Below are 20,872 nucleotides of genomic sequence, written 5' to 3'. Positions count from 1 at the left end.
GGGGTTTCCAACAGCGGGCACGGAAGGCGTCAACCTGGCTGCTTCCGTGGGAGCCCCTGTCTATATTGGAGTGGGCGTCAGGCTCATCCACGTCGCACGGTCCCCAGCGGTCGCACCCGAACCAATCAGGTCGCGCAACCCACGATGCGAAAGAACTTCATCCTCGACACCAACGTCCTCCTCCACGATCCGCGCAGCATCTACGGCTTCGAGGACAACAACGTCATCATCCCCATCTACGTCATCGAGGAGATCGACCAGTTCAAACGCGACCTCTCGGAGCTGGGCCGCAACGCCCGGCTGGTCGCGCGCTACCTGGACGGCTTCCGCGCGGAGGGCTCGCTCAAGGAGGGCGTGCCGCTGCCTCGGGGCGGAATGTTGCGCGTGTGCTTCACCGAGCGCGACCTGCCCTTGTCGATGGCGGACAGCAACCTGATGGACAACCGCATCCTCGCGGTGGCCATCGACCTGATGGAGCAGGAGCCGGACACGCAGGCGGTCTTCATCACGAAGGACACCAACCTGCGCATCCGCGCCGACGCGCTGGGCCTCGTCGCCGAGGACTACGACACGGAGCGGGTGGAGATCACCGAGCTGTACACCGGCTTCACCGAGCGGCTCGTCCCCAAGGCGCTGGTGGACCAGATGTACAAGCCCGGCGCGGAGGTGGAGCTGCCGGACGTGGACACGCTCTTCCCCAACCAGCTCGTGCTGCTCAAGGACGAGACGAACCCCTCACACACCGCGATGGGGCGCCTGCACGGCCTCAAGAACCGCGTGGTGCCCCTGCTGCGGCAGAGCAAGGAAGGCACCTGGGGCATCCGTCCGCGCAACATGGAGCAGGCCTTCTGTCTGGACCTGCTGCTCAATGACGACATCAAGCTGGTGACCATCGTCGGCAAGGCGGGTACGGGCAAGACGCTGCTGGCCATCGCCGCGGGCCTCCAGAAGGTGACCGAGGAGAACCTCTACCAAAAGCTCCTGGTGAGCAGACCCATCTTCCCCCTGGGGCGGGACATCGGGTATCTGCCCGGGAGCGTCGAGGAGAAGCTCAACCCCTGGATGCAGCCCATCTTCGACAACGTGGAGTTCTTGATGAACCTCAGCCGCGCGGACAAGAAGGCCGGACGCGGCTACCACGAGCTGTTGGACCTGGGGCTGATGGAAATCGAGCCGCTCACGTACATCCGCGGCCGGAGCATCCCCAACCAGTTCATCATCGTGGACGAAGCGCAGAACCTCACCCCCCACGAGGTGAAGACCATCATCACCCGCGTGGGCGACAACACGAAGATCATCCTCACGGGGGACCCGTTCCAGATCGACAACCCCTACGTGGATTCGACCAACAACGGCCTGGTGCACGTGGTCAATCGCTTCAAGAGCGAGAAGATCGCCGCGCACATCTCCATGGCCAAGGGCGAGCGCAGCGCCCTGGCCGAGCTCGCCGCCAACCTGCTCTAGCCCGCCCCCGCGCGCCGGAGCAAAGAGACGTGACATGAAGAAGGACGGACCCGGAGACACCCCCTCGGAAGACGCGGAGAAGAAGCCCCTCATCGAGTACCCCTCGGTCTATACCTTCAAGGTCATGGGCAAGAAGGACTCCGGGTTCGCGGAGCACGTGCGGGACTTGTTCCGGAAGCTGATGGGCTCCGAAATCTCCCCGGACTCCATCCACGAGCAGCCCAGCAGCAAGGGCAACTACGTGTCGTTGAGCGTGTCGGTCTACCTGCTGTCCGAGGAGCAACGGCGCGGCATCTACGACCAGCTCCACAAAGACCCTCGCGTCATCTACTACCTGTGAAGCCAGGTGCGCGGGGGCTTCTCCCTCGGGTGGGGAGCCCGCCCCGTCTCTGGAAGTCACTCCGGGGTTGGATATATGAGGAACCTATGAGCCCGGCCGAGTCCTTTCCGCTGTACCACCCCGCGGACGCCCGGCGTGCGTTCAGTTCCGACGACGCAACCCGGCGCTTCGCCAAGGTGGCCCAACTGGAGCCGGGCTCTCGCGTGCTGGTGCTCGGGTGTGGAGGTGACGCGAGCGCCGCGCTGGTGCTGGCCCGGGAGATGGGCTGCACCGTCATCGCCGCGGACACCGACGAAGCCCAGGTCGCGACCCTTCGAGACAAGGTTCGTCATCAGGGGCTGTCGGACCGCATCGAGGCCCGGCGCGTGACGTGGGATGCCCTCGGTTTCTCGGACGGCTGGCTGGACGCCATCCTCATCCAGGGCCGGGTGCTCTACTCCCTGCGTGCGACGCTGGCGAACCTGCGGCCCTTGCTGGCGCGGCGAGGCCGGCTGGGGATGACGTTCCCCGTGAGGGTGGGGCGGGTCCTTCCCAAGGCCGCGGGCGAGCTCTGGGAGCGTCGGCTGGGGGCGCCGCTGTTGCTGCCCCGCGAGATGCTCCAGTCCCTGGAGCTGGGTGGCTTCGAGCCGGAGTCGGCCGAGACGCTGCACGACTCGGAGCTCGACGACTACTACCGCGAAGTCGAGGCGAGCCTGCGGCCGACGTCGGGCGCTCAGGCCTCCGCGCTTCGCGAAGAGCTGGCGCTGCACCGCGAGAGCAACGGCAAGGCCAGCGTCAGCTATTCGTTCCTGGTGGGACGTCGCAAGGAGCCGGGAGAGAAGCCTCCGGCCTCGCGCGACAGGGGCTGAGCGAGGGGGGCGGGAAGGGCCCGCCCCTCGGCTCCGCTCAGTTCAGCGCGCCGTTGAAGTCGACGAGCTCGATGGAGTCGGGTGCCACGGACAGGGAGACCTCGTCGCGGTACCCGGCCGCATCGCCGCCGACCTGGAACGGCATGGGGCGCGCGAAGCGGATGGTGGCGTCGCGGACGTGGAAGTCGTGGAGGCCTTCCGGGAACCAGCGGCCGTTCCACAAGCGGGGCAGGTTGGCCAGCACCTGTGTCGGCGTCACCTGGCCCAGCCGCAACTGCATGAAGCCCCGCCGCCCACACGCGAACGGGAACATGCGGAAGCCATAGCCGTAGAAGGGCATGGTCCCCGCGGCGGCCATCATCAGCTTGCCCCGGAAGAGCAGCTCGCCCGGGGCAATGGGCTCGCCCACGGGCTGCCCATCCGCGCCCAGCCGGTACGCCTCGCCGGCCTGCCCGTTGACGACCTCGCACTCGACCCAGGTGGAGTTCGTCAGGTAGTGCGGCACCGTCTTGCAGGCCACGGCGGAGAAGTAGCCCCCGCTGCCCGAGAGGACGCTCTTGAGCAGGCCCTTGCCCAGGTTCTCCTTCACCCAGATGTAGTCGTTGAGCACCTTGCCATCGACGCCCAGGCCCGCGAAGGGCGCGCGCTGACCATCCACCATCAGCAGGTCCATGGGGCGGAAGCCCGGGATTTCCCCCGTCCGGGCGCGCAGCACGTCGTTGAGGATGCCGTCGCCCCGGGTGCCGGAGGCGTTGACGTGGGCGGCGATTCCATTGCCCGTGCCCAGCTTGAGGATGCCGAAGCGGGGCGCCTGCTGGCCAGCGAAGCGGCCTCGAGGGCCGACCTGCTGGAGCACCTCGTTCACGAAGCCCATGAACGTGCCGTCGCCGCCGCCGGTGAAGACCATCGGGTAGCCGCGCTCCAGCACCGTCTGGGCGATGCGGCGACCGTCAAGGGGCGAGCGGGAGAGGAACAGGTCCTGCTCCGGCACGACGTGCGACAGCGACTTCACCACCCGGGCGTCCACCTTGCGGGCGTTCGCGTTGAGCAGGACCGCGACCTTCGGCTCCGCCGAGACGTCCGCCGAGGGGGAACGGCGGAGCTCCGGAGAACGCAAGGGCTGAACCAGCATGGGGCAGGCTCCAGGGTAGGTGCGGGTGGGGGGACCCGTCATCGACGCCGGCCTGAAATGCACTTTTATTGCCAACGGCTGACGCGGGGCGTCAGCGGGCTTGGGGCCTGTTATTTCAAGGGGATGAAGCGTTGGCTGCCGCCGGAATGTCCGCCAGGTTGCTACCGCGGGGTGACGGCGGTGTAGAGCCCGTTACGCACCCGTGCCGTGAAGGTGGCGGCGGCGTGACGCGGCAGACGGCCTTGTGCGCACTGCGCTACGCACTGACGAGCACCACCTTTGGCCAGGAGCGCCTGACAACACCTCCCGGTTTGACATGAAGGGGGGGGTGGTTACGTTGGGCATACATCAGGAGCTTTCGCAGAAAACGCAGTCATTTCCGGAGGATACGAACCGTGGGCAAGATTATTGGGATCGACCTGGGCACCACGAACAGCGTGGTGGCGATCATGGAGGGTCGCGAGCCCAAGGTCATCGTCAACGAGGAAGGCAGCCGCATCACGCCCTCGGTGGTCGCGTTCACGAAGGACGGCGAGCGCCTGGTCGGCCAGGTGGCGAAGCGCCAGGCGATCACCAACCCCGAGCGCACCATCTACTCCATCAAGCGCTTCATGGGTCGGCGGGCCGACGAGGTCGGTGAGGAGGCCAAGCTGGTCCCCTACAAGGTTGCCCGGGGACCGAACGGCGATGCGCGCGTGGAGCTCGACGGCAAGCAGTTCAGCGCGCCGGAGATCAGCGCGCAGGTGCTGCTGAAGCTGAAGCGGGCGGCGGAGAACTACCTCGGTGAGAAGGTGACGGAGGCGGTCATCACCGTCCCGGCGTACTTCAACGACGCCCAGCGCCAGGCCACGAAGGACGCGGGTGAAATCGCGGGCCTCACGGTGCGGCGCATCGTGAACGAGCCGACGGCGGCGGCGCTCGCGTACGGCCTGGACAAGAAGAAGGACGAGAAGATCGCCGTCTATGACTTCGGCGGCGGCACGTTCGACATCTCCATCCTGGAGGTGGGTGAGAACGTGGTCGACGTGCTCGCGACCAACGGCGACACGCACCTGGGCGGTGACAACATCGACCAGCGGATCATGGATTGGCTGATCGCCGAGTTCAAGAAGGACACCGGGCTCGACCTCAGCAAGGACAAGATGGTCCTCCAGCGCCTGAAGGAGGCGGCGGAGAAGGCGAAGATCGAGCTGTCGAGCGCGATGGAGACGGACATCAACCTGCCGTTCCTCACGGCGGACGCGTCCGGTCCCAAGCACCTCAACCTGAAGCTCACGCGCGCGAAGTTCGAGGCGATGATCGACGACCTCGTCGAGCGCTCGCTGGAGCCGTGCCGCAAGTGCCTGAAGGACTCGGGCGTGGACCTGAAGGACCTCAACGAGGTCGTGCTCGTGGGCGGAACCACGCGCATTCCGGCGGTGCAGGCGGCGGTGTCGCGGCTGTTCGGCAAGGAGCCGAACCGCTCGGTGAACCCGGACGAGGTCGTCGCGGTGGGCGCGGCGGTGCAGGCCGGTGTGCTCTCCGGCGAGGTCAAGGACATCCTCCTGCTGGACGTGACGCCGCTGAGCCTGGGCGTCGAGACGTTGGGCGGGGTGATGACCAAGCTCATCGAGCGCAACACCACCATCCCCACGCGCAAGTCGGAGACGTTCTCCACGGCCACGGATGGCCAGTCGCAGGTGGAGATCCACGTGCTCCAGGGCGAGCGCGAGATGGCCAACGACAACCGGAGCCTGGGTCGCTTCCACCTGACGGGTCTGCCGCCGGCGCCGCGCGGTGTGCCGCAGATCGAGGTGACGTTCGACCTCGACGCCAACGGCATCCTCAACGTCAGCGCCAAGGACAAGGCCACGGGCAAGGAGCAGAAGGTCACCATCACGCACTCGTCCGGTCTGGCGAAGGACGAGGTGGAGAAGATGGTCGCCGACGCCCGCTCGAACGAGGCGGCTGACAAGGAGCGCCGCGAGCTGGTGGAGATGAAGAACCAGGCGGAGGCTCAGTCCTACGCGGCCGAGAAGCTCATCAAGGAGAACAAGGACAAGCTCTCCGCGGATGTAGCGAAGTCCCTCGAGGAGGCCGTCGCCGAGCTGAACAAGGTCCGCGAGGGGCAGGACAAGGCCGCCATCAAGGCCGCCCTCGATAAGCTCCAGGCCGCCAGCTACAAGGCCGCCGAGGAGATGTACAAGGCGACCGGTGGCGCGCCGGGCGCTGGCGGCGAGCCGCCTCCGGGTGCTGCTCCCGGGGCTCAGCCGGGCGCGAAGAAGGACGACGTGGTGGACGCCGAGTTCCGCCAGTCGTAGTGCTGGGGCCGTGAGGCCCAGGTGCTGAAGAGGAAGGGCCGGTGCTCCGCTTCACGCGGGGGACCGGCCCTTCTGCATTGCGGGCTTCAGGGCTTCACCTTCCGCGCGCCGGGATGTCCGTACGCGAGGTGAGACCTGGGGGGGCGGCAAGGGGTTGATGGGAGAGGGAACGGGGCTGGCCGCGAGGGTGCAGTGGGCTTGGGCTCCACTGTGTCGTGAGAGGTGCTTGCATGTCCCGTGGCGCATCCCCGCTGTCCTCGTCCACGTCCGCGCTTGTCGAGACGGATTCCTCGGCAGCCCCTCCGGAAGGCGCACTCGTCAGTCGCTCTCCGGCTCGTGCCTCGGACACGCTGGAGGTCTTCCAGGGGGCTCCGTCGGGGGCGAGGAGCCCCGCAGCCGTTCCGGGCCTCCAGCGTGGACCGCTGACGGGGGCGTCGAACGATTTCGACTTCGCGGTGGGGGGCTCCTTTCCGCCGCGGCCTACCGGCAGCGTGCGGGAGCAGATGCGACAGGGGGCCTTCACGCTGGCCCAGTCGGAAGCGGCCGCCGCGAGCATGGTGATGGGGGGCGGTCGATACGTGGATGCCTATGCACGAGGGCACCTGCGCCTGCTCGAGCCCAACGCGCCCATCGTGGGTGCCCCCACCTCGCTGACGGACTACACCAGCGCGCTTCCAGGTGTCGCTCCCGAGGCGGCCTGGGCCTACTTCGTGGGCAATCCTGGCGCGGTGTTCGAGTCCGCCGGCATCAGCCTCAAGCCCTCCATCGGTGCCCTGACGGAAGGGGCCAAGGTCTTCCTGGAGGAGAAGGGGCCGCCTCCGGTCTGGGCGCCCGTGTCGTTCCGGTTGGAGCCCGCGACGAACACGGTGCACATCACGACGATGGACGGTCACCCGCTGAGAGGGACCAACCGTTTTGTCTTCGAGGACGATGGGGCAGGGGGGACCCGGCTGCGTCAGTACTCCGCCTTCCAGGGCAGCTCACCGGCGACGTCCGTGGGACTCAAGCTGCTGGACCCCATCGAGCGGCAGCATGACATCTGGCGCTCCGTGCATGCACATCTCCATGACACGCTCGTCTCCCGTTGACATAGAACCCAGGGTGGAGGTGATGCGGATGGCGCTGCTGATGACGACACCGCCGGGACACGACGTACTCCTCTACGACGGGCACTGCCGCATCTGCAGCGGCGCGGCCCGGGAGTTCAAGCGGCTGCTGGGCGGCCGTGGGACGGAGCTGCGCTCCTTCCGGGACGACGGCGTGCTGGAGGCCTTTCCGGGAATCAGCCCGGAGCGCTGCGAGAAGGCGATGCAACTGGTGCAGGCGGACGGACGGGTGCTGGAGGGGGCCGAGGCCATCGTCCGTGCCCTGGGCCGGCATCCCCTGGGCCGGTTGCTCTACGTGTACTACGTCCCAGGGCTTCGCCAGCTCGCGGACGTCCTCTATGGGGCCATCGCCCGCTACCGGTTCAAGATTGCAGGACGGAACTGCTCGGATGCCGGGTGCGCGGTCCACTTCAAATAAGGGAAGGTCGGCGGGTAGCATGCCGCCAACCCCGCTCTTAACGGATTGTCCGTGCAATCACATCCGCCCCCGTACCTCCACGCCGCTCGGGCCTTTCGCCATTTCTTCAACGAGCTGCGGGATGTCTACCTGGAGAGAGAGACGCTCTTCACGCAGCTCGAGCTGGCGCTGCTGAGTCGGGAGCATGTGCTGGTGGTGGGGCCGCCAGGGACGGCCAAGAGCGCCATCGCCAGCGCCGTCCTGGGGCGCATCATCGACGAGCAGACGGGACTGCCCTCGCTGTTCTCCAAGCAGCTCGCCGAGTCCACCGTGCAGACGGACCTGTTGGGGCCGGTGGACTTCAAGGTCCTGACGGAGACGGGGCGCACCGAGTACCTCACCGACGAGGGCATGCTGGGCTCACAGCACGCCTTCCTCGATGAGATCTTCGACGGCCGGGACATGTTGCTGCGCTCCATCCTCAACGTTCTGTTCGAGCGCGAGCTCAAGCACGGCCGGCGGGTGACGACAGGGCGCACCGAGTGCGTCGTCATGACGAGCAACCGGTACCTCTCGGAGGTGCTGGCCCGCTCTCCCGAGCTGCTGTTGGCCTTCGCCGACCGGCTGAGCTTCATCTCCTTCGTGCCCAAGTCCTTCGCTCGGAAGGAGAGCCGCGCCGCCATGTTGCAGCGCTTCGCGCATGGGGCCCGGGCGGACCTGCGCGCTCCGTTGTCGGTCCAGCAGCTGGACCTGCTCCAGGACGCAGTCGCCCGGGTGAAGGTGCCGGGGCCCGTGTTGGAGGGCGTCGAGATGTTGGCGGATGGGGTGGAGCGCGCCTTGACGGCGCAGGTCTCCAAGCTGCCCGACTACGTGCCGACGAAGTACTTCTCGCAGCGCTCGGTGGTGAAGGCGCTGTGGGCGCTGAAGGCGGCGGTGGTGCGAGACCAGATCTACCGTCGACCGGAGCGCCCGCTGGAAGCCTCCGTGGAGGACCTGGATGCGCTGCGCTGGTTCTTCCTCCTCGGCGGGCCGCCCTCGGCCGAGACGGACGCACTGCTCAAGTCGGTGGTGGACCCGAGGGAGCGCGCGCAGCTCGAAATCGTCCGGTTGGAGCAGCGCACGTTCGACGAGGTCATCACCAAGGTTCGTCAGGAGCTGGGAGGCAGCCAGGAGCGGGAGGCCCATGAGTTGGGCATCACGGACGAGGCCGCCGTGGTCGACGCGCTCTCGCGCAGCTGGCAGCCCTCCCTGGCGTCCACCTCCGCTCGGGGGCTGATGTCCAAGCTGGTGCCAGGGCCTCGGCACGCGCAGAACCGCGCCCCTTTGTTGGGCGTCGCTCGTGGGCTGGTGGCGGCGATGGACCAGCGACTCGCGCGGGGGATGGCGGGGCAGACCGAGGGGCGGAGCGGGTTGTCCCTGTTGGCGTCCTTCCATGAGGTGCTGGACCTGTGCCGGGTCATCCCCGAGCTGAAGCCTGGCTTCGTGCCGCTGAGTGAGGCCATCGCCCGGTTCCTCGAGACGGCGGTGGAGATGATTGCCCTGAGCGCGGAGAGCGCCGACTTCGACGACGCCCTCAAGCTGGAGGGGCTGGTCGGTCTCGCCGACAACCTGGAAGAGGAGCTGTCGCGGTCGGCCGACCTGGTGGGGATCCTGGTCGAGGGAGCACCTGCCTCCGTGGACCGGCTGCGCACCGCCGAGGCCGCGGTCCGCAAGCGGGTGGTGGGCGCTGTCAGGCGCCGGGCGACGGTCGCCTTCCAGGGGGCGACGCCGAAGGGGCGCAAGGAGCCACTGGAGACCCTGGCCGCGGACTCGCGGCGGTTGTCGCAGCTGGAGCAGTCGCTCATGGCCTTGGACCCCTCGCAGCCGAGCTTCAAGCAGGAGCTGCTGCTGCCCTTGGGGCTCGCCTATGCGCGGGAGGTCCTGTCCTCCACGCCCTTCGAGCGCATCGACCAGTACGGGCGCGCGGTCCAGGCCGTGGCGGAGAACCTGCGTCGCGAGGGGCTCCCCGTGGACGTGGTCATGGGCGAATGCCACGGCATCATCGACGGCCGACTGCAAGAGCACGCCCGACGCCTGGGCCGGGAAGACGTCGGCCCCCCTCCCGCGACGGCTTCCGTCTTCAGCGGTGACGCCTATCTCTTCTACCGGGGGACACTCTCGACGAAGACTCCGGACGGCGAGCTCGCGGCGCTCCAAGGCCTGGAGGGGCAGCTCGCGTTCGCGCGGTCTCAAGCTGCTTCGACGTTCTTCTCCGAGGAGGCTCGCGCGGCGGTGGCGCAAGTCGAGTTCACGTTCCTCCAGGCTCGCGTCAAGTATCTGCGCGGGTGGTTGACCCAGCTCCTCACCGCGTTGCCCGCCCCCGAGTCGCTCGCGGAGCGCGCCGAGGTGGAGCGCACGGTGGATCGGCTCGTGCGCAGCCGGTTCCCGTTGCTGGCCCTGAAGGAAGGGGAGCTCGTTCGGCTGCGAGGCGTGGTGGCGTTGGTCGCGGCGATTCCAGGGGAAGTGGGGACGAACGCGCAGCGGCTGGAGGCCCAGCTTCACGGCATCGAGGAGGACTTCGGACGCTACAGTCGGCAGGTGCTGGAGCGGCGGTCCGCCGCATGAGCACGGTCCGCCTGGCCAGCGCGGAGAGGGACGGCTGAGCATGCTCTCCCGCCAGCTCACGGAGCTGCGACGACGCCTGGACTCACTTCGGGAACCTCCGCCCTCGGCGGCGGCGAGGCGTTGGTGGTCATTCGGGCGCAAGGTGGCGGGGCCGGGAGACCTTGCCCTGCCCGTGCTCACGTCGTTGCACCGTGACCTGGACCGCGTGGGCGTGCATACCTCCGCGGATGCACAGTTGCTGCGCACGTTGGGGGCGCGGCGGGGACTCGCGGGCACCCTGTCACAGGGACTTCAGGCCCGTGCTGGCCAGGCGCTCGAGGAGTTCGAGGAATGCGTGGCGCGCGTCGAGCGGTCCTGGCGCGCGGGGGCGATGCCTCCGGGCGCGCTCACGGTGCTCGAGCGGGCGTTCGTGCAGCTTGCTCGCGCCGTGAAGGTGGCGGACCTCTTCGCGCGTCCTCAGCTCGATTCGGTCGACGACGACGAGGACTTCATCGTCTACGAGCGGCCCGCCATGGCACCACGCTACCGCGCGCCGACGAGTGCCCGGATGGCCGTGGCCGAGTTCTTCGCGCTGCGTGCCCGCCTCAACGTCCTGGATGTGCTGCAGAAGCGGCGGGACCTGGACCTGGCGCACGAGATGTTGCTGCGACTGGGCGCCGACCATGATCGGGACCGGGGCCTGCCCCTTCGTCGCGAAGTGGCGGAAGGGCGCGAGCGGATTCGCGCGGTGCCCGCCGTGCGCTCCCTCGACGAGCTCATGCGGCACGTGCGCCACTCCGCGAAGACGGACCCTCGGGCCGCGTACCGCTCGCTGCGAGGACTCTACGAGCGCGCGCTCGAGGCTGGAGACGTGGAGTTGGCCCAGGCGGCGCGCGGCGCCCTGGAGCCGCTGCTCCCCGCCCAGGAGCGATTGACGTCCCTGGTCGAGCACGCCGAGCGCGATGCCCTGTCCCGCTGGTTCGGCGAGCCCGGAGGAGAGGCGCGTCCCGAGGCCGCCGCCCCGCGTCCCGAGGAGCTCCTGACCGACCTGGCCTTCTCACTCCGGCCCGAGCAACTGGCGACCTTCGAGCTGGCGGAGGGCTGTGCCCGGTACTTCGATGTGGAGGACGCGCTCACCGAGGAGATCGTCCTCGCGGAGACCCAGGTCTCGAAGCCCGTGTCGAGGCGTGTGCCCTATCCCACGCAGACGATGACCTTCGAGACGACGGGCGGCCTGCACGAGGTGAACAACTTCGTGCTGACGGACCCGCGCATGCTGCTGCGAGACCTCGCCGCCAACCGCCAGCTCGTGCGCGCCTACGTGGAGGACGCTCCGCCCCCCGAGCGCAAGAAGGTGAAGCGCACCGCGGTTCGGGTCTACGTCTGCGACGCGTCCGGTTCCATGCATGGAGTCCGCGCCCGCTTCCGGGATGCCCTCATCATCGCCGAACTGAACAACCTGCGCGTCAAGGCTCGCCGAGGCGAGGTGTTCGACCCGCTCTACTTCAGCTTCTTCAACGACGTGCCCACGGAGCTCGCCCGCGTGGACACCGCCGCCGAGGCCACCCGGCAGATCGAGCGCCTCTTCCGGGACTCTCCCGCGGAGGGCCAGACGGACATCTCGTTGGCGCTGATGTCCGCCTTCGACTCCATCCGCGCGGCGCAGGGGAGGGACCCGTACCTCGCGCGGGCCACCGTCGTGCTCGTCACGGATGGCGAGGACCGCGTGGACCTGGACCTCATCCGCCGCACCCGCGCGCCCATGGGCTCGCTGGATATCGCGCTGAGCTTCATCTCGTTGGGAGAGGAGAACCCGGACCTGCGCTCGCTCATCCGGGAGCAGCGAGCCTCCGGCGTCCGCGCCTTCTACCACCACCTCTCCGACGAGGAGATTCAGTGGGCGCGCACCGAGTTCGACACGCCCTGGCGCACGCTGCTCCCTCGGGATGTGCCCACCACGTCCGAGGCGCTGGAGCAGCTCGCCCCGCATCTGGAGGCGCTCGAGGCCGTGGCTGGAGGCCGCGCCACCTCCGCCCCCGTCGCGGTGGATGCGTCGTTCGAGGCGCTCTTCCCCGAGGCCCTCGTCCGACAGCCGGGGGCGCAGGCCCCGAGCCAGGATGAGCTCAGCCGCGTGGCGGACATTCTCGGAGCGCTGGCGGAGGCCGCATCCCTGGCGCCCACGGACAAGCGCGCCACGGAGAGCGTGGTGCTCCTTCAACACTTGCTGACGGTGTATGGGCTGACCCCCGCGCGCTACCTCTCCGCGTTGTCCGTGGGAGGACCGTCGGTGGAGGACGCCTTGTCTCGTGTGCGGCTGTTGTGCCGGCCCTTCGGTTAGGCTCCGGGCACGTCATGTTCTTCGGCCTCTGGAAACGCAAGAAGGAGCGCCCCCGGTCCGCGGACCCGCTGGCCGCCTTCGACGAGCTGCTCGAGAACCTCGAACGCCAGGCCGCGGAGATGCGCAAGTCCGCCGCCACGCTGCTGGCGCTCAAGGGGGACCTCTCCCGCTCGCTGGAGCGCTGCTCGCGCAAGCTGAGCGACATCGACTCCCGCCGCGCCACGGCCTTGTCTCGAGGGGATGCCAAGGCCTCCTCGGTGCTCGAGAAGGACCGCGTCCAGGCGGACGCGCAGCTCACGTCGACTCGCGAAGCGCTGAGCCGCGCCGAGTCCGACAGCCAACTGTTGCTGGAGGCGGCGGGGGAGCTGGGCGAACGCGTGGAGGAGCTGCGCCGTGAGCGGGAGAGCGCCTCCGCGCGCCTCACCTTGGGCGGCATCATCACGGACACGCTGAAGGAGCGGGTGGCCCGCTTCGAACAGGCGCTGGTCGTGGACGCGGCCCGTGACGAAGTGGAGCGCGCCCATGCCCTGGCGGAAGTCTACCGCGACGAGCTTCGCGAGAAGACGGACTGACGGCGACCGCTCAGGTGCGGCGCGCCGTCTGGTGCAGCTCGAGGACGATGTTTCCACCCTTGAACAGCCGCACCGCTCCGGACGTCTGGCTCACCACCAGCGCGATGCTGTGCGTGGTGGAGGTGATGCCGGCCGCGGCCGCATGACGCGCGCCCAGGCCGAGCGGAATCTTCACGGCCTCGTCCGCGGCGGACAGGTAGCGCCCGGCGGCGAGCACCACGCCGTCCTCGCGGATGACGAAGGCGCCATCCAGCACGGAGAAGTTCTTGATGGCCTCGCGAATCTTCGGGTCCAGCACGTTCCGCTCCGCCTCGGACAGGCCCTGGAACGGATTGATGGTCATCTGCCGGCTCTTCTCGAGCACCGTCGTGTGGTCGCCGATGGTGATGATGGTGCCGATGGGATGACCCTCGAAGCCCTCCTGGCCAATCTGGAGCGCGAGCTGGATGAGCGCGTCCACCACCTGCGAGTTGAACTCCTCGCCCAGCTTCACGCCCTCGATGGCGAGCCGGTCATCGAGCGAGCCACCGATTCGCATCTGCATCAGCGTGTCAGGAGCACGACCCACGCGGCCCGTCATGCAGAGCACCAGGTCGCCCTCCTTGAATGCGCCCTGGGAGAGCGCGGACACGAGCGCCACCTTCACTCGCTCGGTGCGGGAGTAGTCGTACGCTGGAATCACCAGTGCGCGGACTTTTCGCTGCTGGTGCTCCTGCGCGAGCTTGTCCAGCGTCACCGCGTACACGAGCTTCTTGCGAGCAGGCCGCCCCCGGAGCTCCTCGGGAGGGATGGGCGTGTCACAGATGTAGAGGAAATGATCCACATCGCTCTTGGCGGCCAGGGAGAGGGCCGAGCGAAGGAATTCTCGATCAAACTTCGTGTTCTCACTCATACGCCCCTCCCTTCGCCCGCAGTTCGAGACCGGGTCAGCTTGACACCGACGGCCCCATGAATAAAGCTTTCGGGCCCTTTTTTTGGGGGACAGGGCCCAAAAACCCTCGCGTACTGGAGCGAAGGCTGTGAACCAGAAAGATCTCAAGCGTTACAAGAAGATGCTCGAGGACAGCAAGACGAGCCTGCTCGAGAGCGCCAAGAAGACCCTGGTGGAGGAGTCGAGTTTCGACACGGATGACCTCCCCGACGAGATTGACCTGGCATCTTCCGAATATGCGCAGTCCATGGTCTTCCGGCTCCGGGACCGGGAGAAGTTCCTGCTGCAGAAGATTGATCGGGCGCTGGCGCGTATCGAAGACGGGACGTTCGGCGTCTGTGAGCGTTGCGAGGAGGACATCTCCCCCAAGCGGTTGGAGGCGCGTCCCGTGACGACGCTCTGCATCCGCTGCAAGGAGGAGCAGGAGAAGAAGGAGAAGTCCTACGGCTGATGGCCGTGGGGGCCCGGTGCCGCGCGGGGAAGCCCGTGCGGCCCGGGAGTGCGGACGGGAGGGCGCTGCTTCAAGCCAGCGGCGCCTGAATCTCCACGCGAAGCAACTGACGGCCGATGAGGTAGTGGTCGCCGTTGTCGACGAAGGTCGGCCCCGCCAGCCGAATGAAGGTGCCGTTGGACGAACCCACGTCCCGCACCGTCAGCCGGTCCTGGCGAACCTGCAGCACCGCATGGCGGCCGGAGACGAAGCCGTCGGTGGGGAAGGTGAGGTCGCCCTGCTCGCGTCCCAGCAGGTTGTCGCCCTCGCGCAGCGGATAGGCCGCGCCCCGAAGTCCTCCCTCCAGAATCTGGATGAGCCTCAGGCGGTAGCCGGGATCCGGCGAGCCCCAGACCTGGGTGCCGCCAGGGCCCTGGGTGGCGGTGGGGATGGGCTCCAGCACCAGCCGCTGGCGTCCCAGGCGCAGCTCGCCTCCGGGGGAGACCTCCCGCTCCTGGCGCAGGCGGACGAAGACGCCGTTGGCGCCGCCCACGTCCTCCACGGCCAGCCGGGAGCCGGAGAAGAAGAAGCGCATCTGGACGGGCATGATGAAGGGGTCATCCGGGAGCGGGATCTCCCCCTGCTGGCCGCAGGTGAGGGTGTCGCGCAGCATGCGGACGACGGACTCGGGCCCCCCGTCCGCCCGCACGACGCGGATGGAGACCTGGGGGCGCGAGGACAGGCTGGCCACGGCCATGACCATCGTCCCGGAGCGCAGCGGCGAGCCGCACGCTCGGCAGACAGTGGCATCCCGGGGGTTCTCGGTGTCGCAGCGGGGGCAGTATTCCATCGCTTCCATGGGGCTTCGCGTTTCTACCAGGGGCGGGCCTGGGTTGCTCGTCTTGCGCGCGGCTTGCTCCGCACCCGAGCGCCGTGGTGAACTTCCGACCCCACCCTTCGGGGACGTTTGACTTGCACTGCCCCTCCTGCGGCGCTGACGCCCAAGAATCCTCCCGTTTCTGCCCGGCATGCGGCGCGACCCTCGTGCGCACGCCGGATGCTGACGACTACGTCGGCATGACGATTGCCCAGAAATACCGGGTCGAAGCCCTCATTGGCGAGGGCGGCATGGGCAAGGTGTTCCGCGCCCGGCAGATATCGCTCGACAAGGTCGTGGTGCTGAAGGTGCTCCGGCACACGCTCCTGTCCGACGAGCGCACCGTGGCGCGCTTCCAGCGCGAGGCCAAGGCCGCCAGCCGCCTCAACCACCGCAACTCCATCAGCGTGCTGGACTTCGGTCAGGCCGAGGACGGCGCGCTCTTCATCGCCATGGAGTACGTGGCGGGGCAGGACCTGCACCAGATTCTCAGCCGCGAGTGGCCCCTCGGCGAGGGGCGCGTGGTGCGCATCGTGAGCCAGGTGCTCGGCGCGCTCTCGGATGCACATGGCGCGGGCGTCATCCACCGGGACCTGAAGCCCGAGAACATCATGGTGGAGCAGCGCCGCAACGAGCCTGACTTCGTCAAGGTGCTCGACTTCGGCATCGCGAAGATCACCGACTCCACGGACGATGGGCCGGCGCTCACCCGCGCGGGCTTCGTCTGCGGCACGCCCGAGTACATGTCGCCGGAGCAGGCGCGGGGCGCGACGCTGGACCACCGCTCGGACCTGTACGCGGTGGGCGTCATCCTCTACCAGCTCATGACGGGGCTCCTGCCGTTCGAGTCGGACTCGGCGGTGGGCTTCGCCACCAAGCACCTCACCGAGGAGCCGCCGCCTCCCACGCGGCGCCGCCCCGAGGCGCGCATCTCCCCGGCCATGGAGCGGCTCATCCTCCGCACGCTCTCGAAGAGCCCGGATGACCGGCCCGCCAACGCGGAGGCGTTCCGGGCGGAGCTGATGGCGGTGGACAAGGAGCGCCGCCGCTCGGATGCGCCGCCGCGTCGTCAGCAAGGGCCGGCCGTGCTGGCGCCGCTGCCTCGGAAGTCGACGGCGCGCAACGATGACAACCGGGACTCGTCCACGGCGCCGAACTGGGGAGGCGAGGTGACGGTGGAGGCGACGGTCCGCGCGCTCCCGGACGTGCTCGCGCCGCTGCCCACCAGCGCCGACGCCATCTCCGTGACGCGCGAGAAGACGGACTCCATCGTCCCCACCCAGCCCGGTGTCGGGAGCGGGGGACTGGCGCTCTTCTTCAAGTCGCTCACGGTGGTGTTGTTGATCGCAGGGGCCGGCATCTCCGCGGCGACCTTCTTCGACCTCTGGCCAGGGAAGGGTGACGTCGTGTCACCTTTCAACCCGGGGGCGCGCAACACCACGGGCCGCACCGGCGCCGCGGACCCTGGCAACTCCGAGCTGCCGCTCTACGAGCAGCTGATTCCCTCGCAGCGGCGCAACATCGAGGAGTCCCGGAAGCATGCGCAGGCGGGGGACAATGCGCTCGAGCGCAATGACACCTCGTTGGCCCGGGCCAAGTACCTGGATGCGTTCGCGCTGAATCCGGACCCGGAGCTCGCGCTGAAGCTCGGTGAGCTGTACTGGTATCAAGGCGAGCAGGAAGAGGCCCGAGGCTGGTGGTCGCGGCACCTTCGCGATGTGACCGACTCCAAGGCGCGTGCGCACATCGAGCAGCTCATGAGCGGCTCGGTGGCGCGTCCGTCCAGCCCGTAACAGTCGTTACCGGGTGGCGGTTCGCCGCCACCGCACTCGCGCGATGACGCCTCCGGGGACTCGGGACAGGCGTCCACCCCGAGGGGGCGTCGCCCCCGGACCCCGAGGAGGGAGCCCGGCTTCAGCGGACGGCTCCGATGGCGTTGCTCAGTGCCCGGGGTGATGCGCGGGCACCGGAACTCTCAGCCCAGCGTCTCCACCTGCACCACGTGCTGGCCCAGGCGGACCCTGTCTCCGGGCCGCAGCGGACGCTCCTCGCCCGCGGGGATGCGCACGTAGGTGCCCAGCCCTCCGGACAAGTCCCGCAGCAGCGCGCCCGTGGGCGTGGGGGACAGCTCACAGTGACGACCGGCGAGGCCCTCGTCGCCCGGGAAGCTCAGATCGCAGTGGGCTTGCCCCAGCGTGAGCAGGGGCGCGGCCGTGACGACCGCGCGGCCCCCTCGGCCTCCGACGATGACCTCCTCCACGCCATAGACGGCCTGACCGAGCGGCACCGGGGCGCCGTAGACGATGGGCCGGCCGGCGACGGGGGCGAGAGGCTCCAGCCTGCCCGTGAACCGGAACAGCCGCTGGCCCACGCTGAAGTGGGTGCGCGCGGTGATGGCCTCCGTCCCCGCCACCGTCACGAACACCCCGGAGGCGCTGTTCTCGTCGCGCACGAAGAGCGCGCCGTCCTTCACCAGGAACGTGGCGTGCAGCGGTGACACGAAGCCGTCATCCGGGAAGAGGATGGCGCCGCGCTGGCGGCCCACCACGCAGCCGGTGACGGGGAGCTTGTAGCGCTGGCCCCGGCTGGAGCCCGCGATGACCGCCAACCCGAACCGCGACGCCGCCGGAGCCGCACGGGGGGCCGCCGCGGGGGCCGAGGCGCCCGTCCGCGCGGGCAGCGCTCCCTCGGGCACGGGGGGAGGGGGGCGGGTGTTGGCCGGACCCGGTGTCCCTCCCGTCGCTCGCGGGGCCAGGGACGGCGGGGCGGCGGTGGGGGGCACCGTCGGGACCGGGGGCTTCGACGGAGCGGGGCGCTCCACCATCAGCCCGGCGGCGGCCGTGGGAGGCGGCGTCCGAGCGGAAGGTCGCATCCCAGGCGGAATGGCGCTGGGGGGGAGCGGGGTGACCGGGGGGCTCGAGGGCTCCGGGGTCCGGCCCGGGAAGGACGCCACTGCGGCGGGGCGCCCCCCCTGGGGTGTCACCGAGGGCGGTCGCGACGCGGCGGCCGCCTTCGCGGCGGGCTTGGCGGCCGGGGCTGGAGCCTCCGCCAGCGCCTGGCCGCAGAGGACACAAGAGGCCGAGCGCGGCGGATTGAACCCGTCACAGTTCGGGCACACCACCGAGAGAGCCGACAACAAGAGCTGTGACATGGGCGGGCGTGAATCTACGGGCGCGTAAAACGTCGGGTCAACGAAAGCGAACGCGATGGGTGGGACAAGCCCGGAAGAGAAATGTGGCTGACCCTGTGGGGCGACGTTGCCCCTCTCCAAGCACAAAGTTACGATTCCCTTGCTTCGATGATCCGCCTGAACGACATCCTCCAACGGGTTTCCTCGTACCACCCGGACCCGGACCTGGACATCATCAAGAAGGCCTACGTCTACTCGGCCAAGGTGCATCAGGGCCAACTGAGGAAGTCAGGCGAGCCCTATCTTGTCCACCCGCTCGAGGTCGCGGGCATCCTCGCGGACCTGAAACTGGACGAGGCGTCCATCGTCACGGGTCTGCTCCACGACACCATCGAGGACACCCTCGCGACCGCGGAGGAGCTCACGGAGCTCTTCGGCTCCGAGGTGGCCCAGCTCGTCGACGGTGTCACCAAGCTCTCCAAGTTCTCCGCGTCGGCCAGCCTCTCCCAGGAGGAGAAGCAGGCGGAGAACTTCCGGAAGATGATCATCGCGATGGCGCAGGACATCCGCGTCATCCTGGTGAAGCTGGCGGACCGCACGCACAACATGCGGACGCTGGACCACATGAACGAGGAGAAGCAGGCGCGCATCGCCCAGGAGACCCTGGACATCTATGCGCCCCTGGCCAACCGCCTCGGCATCTCGTGGATAAAGACGGAGCTGGAGGACCTGAGCTTCCGCTACGTGAAGCCCCAGGAGTTCTTCGGGCTCCAGGAGAAGCTCAACAAGCGGAAGAAGGAGCGCGAGAAGTACATCGAGGACACGTGCGACCTCATCCGCTCCAAGCTGGCCGAGCGCGGGCTGAAGGGCGAAGTCAGCGGCCGCTTCAAGCACGTCTACAGCATCTACAAGAAGATCAAGGCGCAGGGCATCGACTTCGACCAGATTCACGACATCATCGCGTTCCGCATCATCGCCCCCGCGGCGCCCGCCTGCTACGAGGCGCTGGGCCTGGTGCACGAGATGTGGAAGCCGGTGCCGGGTCGCTTCAAGGACTTCATCGCGATTCCGAAGCCGAACATGTACCAGTCCCTGCACACCACGGTGATTGGTCCGCTCAGCGAGCGCGTGGAGGTGCAGATCCGCACGGCGGAGATGCACAAGATCGCCGAGGAAGGCATCGCCGCCCACTGGAAGTACAAGGAGGGCAAGGCCGTCATCTCCAAGGATGACGAGAAGTTCGCCTGGCTGCGCCAGCTCATGGAGTGGCAGCAGGACCTCAAGGACCCCAAGGAGTTCCTCGAGACGGTGAAGGTGGACCTCTTCACCGACGAGGTCTTCGTCTTCACGCCGAAGGGCGATGTGCGCTCGCTGCCTCGGGGCGCGACGCCGGTGGACTTCGCGTACGCCATCCACTCGGACGTGGGCAACCGGTGCGTGGGCGCGAAGGTGAACGGGAAGATCGTCCCGCTGCGCTACAAGCTGAAGAACGGCGACACCGTGGAGGTGCTCACCAGCCCTCAGCAGCACCCGTCCAAGGACTGGCTCACCTTCGTCAAGACGAGCCGCGCGCAGCAGCGCATCCGCGGCTTCATCAAGCAGCAGCAGCGCGAGAAGAGCCTCCAGCTGGGCCGCGAGCTCACGGACCGCGAGCTCAAGCGCTTCCAGCTCAACTTCAACCGCCTGCTCAAGAACGGCGAAGTGAAGCGGGTGGCCGAGGAGTTGGGCTTCCGCGTCGAGGATGACCTGCTGGTGGCCATCGGCTACGGCAAGGTGACGCCGCAGCAGCTCGTGCAGCGCCTGGTTCCGGAGGAGAAGCGCAACGAGGCGGAGGCCTCGTCCCGCTCCGAGTCCTCGGGCAACAGCGCGTCCTCCGGCGCCTCGTCGATGCTGCCGGGCCTGTCCCGCGTGACGGACCTGGCCAAGCGCCTGGTGGGCCGCAGCAACCGCAGCGGCGTGCAGATTGGCGGCGTGGACGACGTGCTGGTGCGCTTCGGACGGTGTTGCAACCCCGTCCCGGGTGACCCCATCGCCGGCTTCATCACGCGGGGACGGGGCGTCACGGTGCACACGGTGGGGTGCGAGAAGGCGCTCGCCACGGACCCCGAGCGGCGCGTGGACGTCTCCTGGGACGTGCGCGGGGACTTCAAGCGCCCCGTCACCCTGCGCGTGCTCACGGCGGACCGGACCGGTCTTCTAGCGGACATCTCGAACATCTTCTCGAAGAAGGGCGTCAACATCTCCCAGGCCAACTGCAGGGCCACCGGGGATGACCGGGCGGTGAACACCTTCGAGGTCATCATCTCGGACCTCAAGCAGCTCACCGATTTGATGCGCACCATCGAGCGTCTGAGCGGCGTCTACTCCGTCGAGCGAATCTAATCCGCCCCCATTCGTGGTAGAGCGCCCGAGCAATCCGGCGGC

General features: G+C 68.4%; 16 protein-coding genes. 12 read left to right on the top strand and 4 right to left on the bottom strand.

What is annotated here, in order from left to right:
• Positions 1-144 precede the first annotated feature (144 nt).
• The 3 genes from MYSTI_RS23590 to MYSTI_RS23580 all read left to right on the top strand — a co-directional run bounded on the left by MYSTI_RS23590 (position 145) and on the right by MYSTI_RS23580 (position 2,652).
• Positions 145-1,464, top strand: coding sequence for a PhoH family protein (locus tag MYSTI_RS23590; protein WP_015350305.1), 1,320 nt, complete (start codon positions 145-147; stop codon positions 1,462-1,464).
• A gap of 34 nt (positions 1,465-1,498) precedes the next feature.
• A complete protein-coding gene (locus tag MYSTI_RS23585; protein WP_015350304.1) occupies positions 1,499-1,804 on the top strand; it encodes an HP0495 family protein in 306 nt (101 codons plus the stop codon).
• Positions 1,805-1,890: 86 nt separating this feature from the next.
• On the top strand, positions 1,891-2,652 hold the full coding sequence (locus MYSTI_RS23580) for an SAM-dependent methyltransferase (RefSeq protein ID WP_015350303.1): 762 nt from the start codon (positions 1,891-1,893) through the stop codon (positions 2,650-2,652).
• A 37-nt stretch (positions 2,653-2,689) separates the two neighbouring features.
• On the opposite strand, the gene MYSTI_RS23575 is transcribed toward MYSTI_RS23580, so the two are convergent.
• Complete coding sequence (locus tag MYSTI_RS23575; RefSeq protein ID WP_015350302.1) at positions 2,690-3,784, bottom strand: diacylglycerol/lipid kinase family protein; 1,095 nt, start codon at positions 3,782-3,784, stop codon at positions 2,690-2,692.
• A 395-nt stretch (positions 3,785-4,179) separates the two neighbouring features.
• On the opposite strand from MYSTI_RS23575, the gene dnaK reads away from it, so the two are divergent.
• From dnaK to MYSTI_RS23545, 6 genes are all read left to right on the top strand, one after another.
• A complete protein-coding gene (gene dnaK, locus MYSTI_RS23570; protein ID WP_015350301.1) occupies positions 4,180-6,084 on the top strand; it encodes a molecular chaperone DnaK in 1,905 nt (634 codons plus the stop codon).
• Between the two features lie 230 nt (positions 6,085-6,314).
• Positions 6,315-7,172 carry an SRPBCC family protein gene (locus MYSTI_RS23565; RefSeq protein WP_015350300.1) on the top strand — a complete coding sequence of 286 codons (858 nt, stop codon included), beginning with the start codon at positions 6,315-6,317 and terminating at the stop codon, positions 7,170-7,172.
• Positions 7,173-7,200: 28 nt separating this feature from the next.
• Positions 7,201-7,608 carry a thiol-disulfide oxidoreductase DCC family protein gene (locus MYSTI_RS23560; protein ID WP_015350299.1) on the top strand — a complete coding sequence of 136 codons (408 nt, stop codon included), beginning with the start codon at positions 7,201-7,203 and terminating at the stop codon, positions 7,606-7,608.
• A 51-nt stretch (positions 7,609-7,659) separates the two neighbouring features.
• Positions 7,660-10,191: an AAA family ATPase gene (locus tag MYSTI_RS23555; protein WP_015350298.1), complete on the top strand. Its 2,532-nt coding sequence runs from the start codon at positions 7,660-7,662 to the stop codon at positions 10,189-10,191.
• Between the two features lie 40 nt (positions 10,192-10,231).
• A complete protein-coding gene (locus MYSTI_RS23550; protein WP_015350297.1) occupies positions 10,232-12,508 on the top strand; it encodes a vWA domain-containing protein in 2,277 nt (758 codons plus the stop codon).
• Between the two features lie 14 nt (positions 12,509-12,522).
• Positions 12,523-13,080 carry a hypothetical protein gene (locus MYSTI_RS23545; RefSeq protein ID WP_015350296.1) on the top strand — a complete coding sequence of 186 codons (558 nt, stop codon included), beginning with the start codon at positions 12,523-12,525 and terminating at the stop codon, positions 13,078-13,080.
• Positions 13,081-13,090: 10 nt separating this feature from the next.
• Here MYSTI_RS23545 and MYSTI_RS23540 read toward each other — a convergent pair whose 3' ends face one another.
• Positions 13,091-13,972, bottom strand: coding sequence for a DNA integrity scanning protein DisA nucleotide-binding domain protein (locus MYSTI_RS23540; RefSeq protein ID WP_015350295.1), 882 nt, complete (start codon positions 13,970-13,972; stop codon positions 13,091-13,093).
• Positions 13,973-14,099: 127 nt separating this feature from the next.
• On the opposite strand from MYSTI_RS23540, the gene MYSTI_RS23535 reads away from it, so the two are divergent.
• Positions 14,100-14,462 carry a TraR/DksA family transcriptional regulator gene (locus MYSTI_RS23535; RefSeq protein WP_015350294.1) on the top strand — a complete coding sequence of 121 codons (363 nt, stop codon included), beginning with the start codon at positions 14,100-14,102 and terminating at the stop codon, positions 14,460-14,462.
• Between the two features lie 70 nt (positions 14,463-14,532).
• On the opposite strand, the gene MYSTI_RS23530 is transcribed toward MYSTI_RS23535, so the two are convergent.
• The gene (locus MYSTI_RS23530) at positions 14,533-15,300 is read right to left on the bottom strand and encodes a double zinc ribbon and FHA domain-containing protein (protein ID WP_015350293.1); all 768 of its coding nucleotides are present in this window, start codon (positions 15,298-15,300) and stop codon (positions 14,533-14,535) included.
• A 113-nt stretch (positions 15,301-15,413) separates the two neighbouring features.
• On the opposite strand from MYSTI_RS23530, the gene MYSTI_RS23525 reads away from it, so the two are divergent.
• A complete protein-coding gene (locus tag MYSTI_RS23525; RefSeq protein WP_144370136.1) occupies positions 15,414-17,111 on the top strand; it encodes a serine/threonine-protein kinase in 1,698 nt (565 codons plus the stop codon).
• Between the two features lie 182 nt (positions 17,112-17,293).
• Here MYSTI_RS23525 and MYSTI_RS23520 read toward each other — a convergent pair whose 3' ends face one another.
• Positions 17,294-18,469, bottom strand: coding sequence for an FHA domain-containing protein (locus MYSTI_RS23520; protein ID WP_015350291.1), 1,176 nt, complete (start codon positions 18,467-18,469; stop codon positions 17,294-17,296).
• A 147-nt stretch (positions 18,470-18,616) separates the two neighbouring features.
• Here MYSTI_RS23520 and MYSTI_RS23515 point away from each other — a divergent pair, with 147 nt between their 5' ends.
• Entirely contained in the window at positions 18,617-20,830 is a 2,214-nt protein-coding gene (locus MYSTI_RS23515) for a RelA/SpoT family protein (RefSeq protein ID WP_015350290.1), read from the top strand.
• The last annotated feature ends 42 nt before the right edge of the window (positions 20,831-20,872 follow it).

The sequence above is a fragment of the Myxococcus stipitatus DSM 14675 genome, assembly GCF_000331735.1.
GTDB classification, from domain to species: Bacteria; Myxococcota; Myxococcia; order Myxococcales; family Myxococcaceae; genus Myxococcus; species Myxococcus stipitatus.
Note: the sequence above shows the minus strand (reverse complement) of the source record. Positions and strands in the feature narration are given on the sequence as shown.